Genomic DNA, 1040 nt, shown 5'->3' with positions numbered 1-1040 from the left:
CCATCCGGATCGGTCAAGGCCTCCGGGCGGATACCGAAGATCACCTGCTTGCCGGCATAGGCCGCGAGGCCGTGATTGCCGGCAACAACAGGCAATCGCAGCGGCGCGCCGTTCGGCCGCTCGAGTGCAACGGCAAGCCCGGACGCGCCGGCCTCGACGGTGGCGGTGAGCAGGTTCATCGCCGGCGATCCCATGAAGTCGGCGACGAAGAGATTGGCCGGGCTGTTATAGATCTCGGCCGGCGTGCCGAACTGCTGCAGCACGCCGTCCTTCAGCACGGCGATCTTGGTCGCCAGCGTCATCGCCTCGATCTGGTCGTGGGTGACATAGACGAAGGTGGTGCCCATGCGCTGGTGCAGCCGCTTGATCTCGGTGCGCATGTCGACGCGCAGCTTGGCGTCGAGATTGGAGAGCGGCTCGTCGAACAGGAAGACCTGCGGATTGCGCACCAGCGCCCGGCCCATGGCGACGCGCTGGCGCTGGCCGCCGGACAGCTGCGACGGCTTGCGGTCGAGCAGATGACCGATCTGCAGCATGTCGGAGACCTGTTTGATCGCCTTGGCCCGCTCCTCCTTCGGCACGCCGCGGATCTCCATGCCGAAGGCGATGTTGCCGGCCACCGTCATGTTCGGATAGAGCGCATAGGACTGGAACACCATGGCGATGTCGCGCTTGGACGGATGCAGGCCGTTGATGGCGCGACCGTCGATCCGGATATCGCCCGACGTGATCGTCTCCAGCCCGGCAATGGTGTTGAGCAGGGTCGACTTGCCGCAGCCGGACGGGCCGACGAGCACCAGGAAGCCGCCCTTTTCGAGTTCGAGGTCGATGCCCTTGAGGATGTCGACGGCGCCGAAGCGCTTTCTGAGACCGGAGATTTCCAGGAAGGCCATGACTTACCCTTTGACTGCGCCCGCCATCAAACCGCGCACGAAGTAGCGGCCGGCGAGGATATAGACGATGAGCGTCGGAACGGCCGCGATCATCGCCGCCGCCATGTTGACATTGTATTCGACCACCCCGGTCGAGGTGTTGACGAC

The 1040-nt window shown here is 64.8% G+C and carries 1 protein-coding gene and 1 pseudogene; both read right to left on the bottom strand.

What is annotated here, in order from left to right; translation table 11 throughout:
• Positions 1–893: ABC transporter ATP-binding protein (locus tag GGI60_RS31700; RefSeq protein WP_183920524.1), on the bottom strand; the 893-nt coding region annotated here is incomplete at its 3' end.
• Positions 894–896: 3 nt separating this feature from the next.
• A pseudogene (locus GGI60_RS31695) lies at positions 897–1040 on the bottom strand (carbohydrate ABC transporter permease); the annotation flags it as partial.

Origin of the sequence: Rhizobium lentis (genome assembly GCF_014200175.1) — a bacterium.
Classification (GTDB): Bacteria; Pseudomonadota; Alphaproteobacteria; order Rhizobiales; family Rhizobiaceae; genus Rhizobium; species Rhizobium mulingense.
This window is presented reverse-complemented; position numbering and strand designations above follow the sequence as displayed.